The sequence below is a fragment of the Streptomyces thermovulgaris genome, from assembly GCF_002155915.1.
Taxonomy (GTDB): Bacteria; Actinomycetota; Actinomycetes; order Streptomycetales; family Streptomycetaceae; genus Streptomyces; species Streptomyces thermovulgaris.
Genome location: NZ_MUME01000260.1, coordinates 1 through 3227 on the forward strand (window position 1 = coordinate 1; position 3227 = coordinate 3227).

The window sequence follows — 3227 nt, forward strand, 5'->3', positions numbered from 1 at the left end:
GCCAAGAAGAACATCCCCCCGTCCCCCTTCGCCGACGACGACGGCTCCCCCGACCCCCGGCTGAGCGCGGCGCTCGAGGCCTGGGCCAAGGACCGCACCGCCGTGGAACCCGTCCTGGAGGCGCTCAAGGGCACCCGGCTCCTCGTCCCCGTCGTGGCCGTCCTCGGCGAGGTGGAGGAGGACGAGAACGGACTGCGGCGCGAGAAGACCAGCGAGATGGCCGTCCCCACCCTGAAGGCCGGCGGCCGCACCGCCCTGCCCGCCTTCACCTCCGTCGACTCCCTGGCCCGCTGGGACCCCAAGGCCCGCCCCGTGGCCGTCCATCTGCACCAGGCACTGGAGGCCGCCGCGCGCGAGAAGGCGGACACCGTGGTGCTGGACATGGCCGGACCGGTGCCGTTCGAGCTGACCGGGCCCGCGCTGCTCGCCCTCGCCGAGGGCCGTACGACGACGGACCCGCTGGCCGACCCGGCCGTGATCGACGCCGTACGGGAGACCGTCGCCGCCGAGCCCGCCGTGCTGCGCGCCCACCTCGGACCGGGACGGGCCGACGGCACCCTCGCCCTCGTCCTCGACCCGTCCGTCACCGACGCCCCCGCCGAGACCGTCCGCGCCCTCGCCGAGCGGCTCGCCGCCAGCGACACACTGAGGGCCCGCCTGGTGCGCGGCCTCGACCTGGCACTGCTGCCGGCCGGGGCCACGCCGCCGGGCGAGCCCTTGTACGTGAAGGAATGAGAAAAGCGGGAAAGGCGGGAAAAGCAGGAGCGGGCGGCAAAGGGCGGGAGCGCCGGACGGCGGCGGGTCAGCCGTAGACCGGTCCGGTGTACTTCTCGCCCGGCCCCTGGCCCGGCTCGTCCGGGACGAGCGACGCCTCGCGGAACGCCAGCTGCAGCGACTTCAGGCCGTCCCGCAGCGGCGCCGCGTGGAAGGAGCTGATCTCGGTCGTGCTCGCGTCCAGCAGTCCCGCGAGCGCGTGCACCAGCTTGCGCGCCTCGTCCAGGTCCTTGTACGTGTCGCCCTCCTCGCTCAGCCCGAGCTTGACGGCGGCGGCGCTCATCAGGTGGACGGCGACCGTCACGATCACCTCGACCGCCGGAACCTCGGCGATGTCACGGGTCATGGCGTCGAAGTCGGGGGTCTGGGCGGTCTCGGGACGCTCGGAGGGGGTCTCACTCATGCCCCACACGATAGGGGCAGGGCGGACATCCGCCCTCATCAAGCCCTGTCCCGTTCCGATTGGTCGTTCCCCCCTCGATGCTGCTAACCTTGTGTGACGACCGGTCGGATGCGTCCGCCGCACCTCATGCGAAGGAAGGCATGAGCGTGCGACACGAGTCCGGCCCACAAGTGGAGGCTTCGAACTCCCACCTGACCGCCTTCCGGGGCGGCGGGTCACCGGTCAGGCGGTCCCGCACTCAACAGTGGCAAACCGCCCGAAAGCGCGCCCCGCGGTCCTCGCGGCGGTTGCTCCGGTAGTTCGAGGAGCTCCGCCTGTGATCGTCCGGGGCATTTTTTCTGCTTCGGCGCGGTTAGGTCTAACGAATCAAGACGTACGCGACTGTCCGCCAGACCGTCGCGTGGTGCTACCGAGGAGGATCCATCAGCGCCGAGCCCCGCATCAACGACCGGATTCGCGTTCCCGAGGTGCGACTTGTCGGTCCCAGTGGCGAGCAGGTCGGCATCGTGCCGCTTGCGAAGGCACTGGAGCTTGCGCAGGAGTACGACCTGGACCTGGTCGAGGTCGCGGCGAACGCCCGTCCGCCCGTGTGCAAGCTCATGGACTACGGGAAGTTCAAGTACGAGTCGGCCATGAAGGCCCGTGAGGCGCGCAAGAACCAGGCGCACACGGTCATCAAGGAGATGAAGCTCCGGCCGAAGATCGACCCGCACGACTACGACACCAAGAAGGGTCACGTCGTCCGGTTCCTCAAGCAGGGCGACAAGGTCAAGATCACGATCATGTTCCGTGGTCGCGAGCAGTCCCGGCCCGAACTGGGCTACCGGCTGCTGCAGCGGCTCGCGGAGGACGTCCAGGATCTCGGCTACGTGGAGTCGAACCCGAAGCAGGACGGCCGCAACATGATCATGGTTCTCGGTCCGCACAAGAAGAAGACCGAGGCCATGGCCGAGGCCCGCCAGGCGCAGCAGGCCCGCAAGGCCGGGCGTCAGGGGCGGGGCGCAGCCTCCCGGAGGGGGGCGTCGTCCGAGGAGCCCGCCGAGGCGTGATCTCGGGACGCGCGTCCCAGGATGTAACCCGATACAAGAGCGACGCTCCACCGTGCCCGGTTCTCGCGACCGGGCACCGGAGCGCACCTACGAGGAGAGAACGGCGCTATGCCGAAGAACAAGACGCACAGCGGTGCCAGGAAGCGTTTCAAGGTCACCGGCTCCGGCAGGGTGCTCCGTGAGCGCGCCGGCAAGCGCCACCTGCTCGAGCACAAGTCGTCCCGTGTGACACGTCGCCTCACCGGCAACGCCGAGATGGCCCCGGGCGACGCCAAGAAGATCAAGAAGCTTCTCGGCAAGTGACACGGCGGCGTGTGATCCGCTGATCCCACGCGCCTCACGTCAGAACCGGGACCCAGTCGTTTCCGGGCCGTGCGACCACCACCACGGCCCCGCTACAAGGAGTTGAACAAGTGGCACGCGTCAAGCGGGCAGTGAACGCCCACAAGAAGCGCCGGGCGATCCTCGAGCAGGCTTCCGGCTACCGCGGTCAGCGCTCGCGCCTGTACCGCAAGGCCAAGGAGCAGGTCACCCACTCGCTGGTCTACAACTACCACGACCGCAAGAAGCGCAAGGGCGACTTCCGTCAGCTGTGGATCCAGCGCATCAACGCCGCCGCCCGCGCCAACGGCATGACGTACAACCGCTTCATCCAGGGGCTGAAGGCCGCGAACATCGAGGTCGACCGCAAGATCCTGGCCGAGCTGGCCGTCAACGACGCGAACGCGTTCGCCGCGCTCGTCGAGGTCGCGCAGAAGGCTCTGCCGAGCGACGTCAACGCGCCCAAGGCTGCGTGATCGCCGCGCCGGCTCCCGGCCGGCGCGACCGAAGGGACCCGTGGGCCTGTGCCCGCGGGTCCATTGCGTGTCCGCAGCACGATGCCCGGATTTGTTCGGCACCGCCCGAACCCGCCGTGCCGGCCGATCGCCGCCGCGGCGGAAGACCAGCGAAGGTGAAGCCCCCATGCCCCCCGCCACCCCCGCCCCCACCCCCCCCCCCCC

General features: G+C 69.9%; 5 protein-coding genes. 4 read left to right on the top strand and 1 reads right to left on the bottom strand.

Going from position 1 to position 3227, the window contains the following annotated elements:
* Window positions 1–735 (top strand): SseB family protein (locus CCN35_RS19930; RefSeq protein ID WP_107501070.1); only part of this gene is annotated, 735 nt, incomplete at its 5' end.
* A gap of 67 nt (window positions 736–802) precedes the next feature.
* Here the strand turns inward: CCN35_RS19930 and CCN35_RS19935 are convergent.
* Window positions 803–1177 (bottom strand): DUF1844 domain-containing protein, encoded by a 375-nt coding sequence (locus CCN35_RS19935; RefSeq protein ID WP_067394980.1) that lies wholly within the window; start codon window positions 1175–1177, stop codon window positions 803–805.
* A gap of 365 nt (window positions 1178–1542) precedes the next feature.
* On the opposite strand from CCN35_RS19935, the gene infC reads away from it, so the two are divergent.
* The 3 genes from infC (at window position 1543) to rplT (ending at window position 3023) form a co-directional block, all read left to right on the top strand.
* Window positions 1543–2226 carry a translation initiation factor IF-3 gene (gene infC, locus CCN35_RS19940; protein WP_079129737.1) on the top strand — a complete coding sequence of 228 codons (684 nt, stop codon included), beginning with the start codon at window positions 1543–1545 and terminating at the stop codon, window positions 2224–2226.
* 108 nt (window positions 2227–2334) lie between these two features.
* A complete protein-coding gene (gene rpmI / locus CCN35_RS19945) occupies window positions 2335–2529 on the top strand; it encodes a 50S ribosomal protein L35 (RefSeq protein WP_067394986.1) in 195 nt (64 codons plus the stop codon).
* A 110-nt stretch (window positions 2530–2639) separates the two neighbouring features.
* Window positions 2640–3023 carry a 50S ribosomal protein L20 gene (gene rplT, locus CCN35_RS19950; protein ID WP_067394989.1) on the top strand — a complete coding sequence of 128 codons (384 nt, stop codon included), beginning with the start codon at window positions 2640–2642 and terminating at the stop codon, window positions 3021–3023.
* The last annotated feature ends 204 nt before the right edge of the window (window positions 3024–3227 follow it).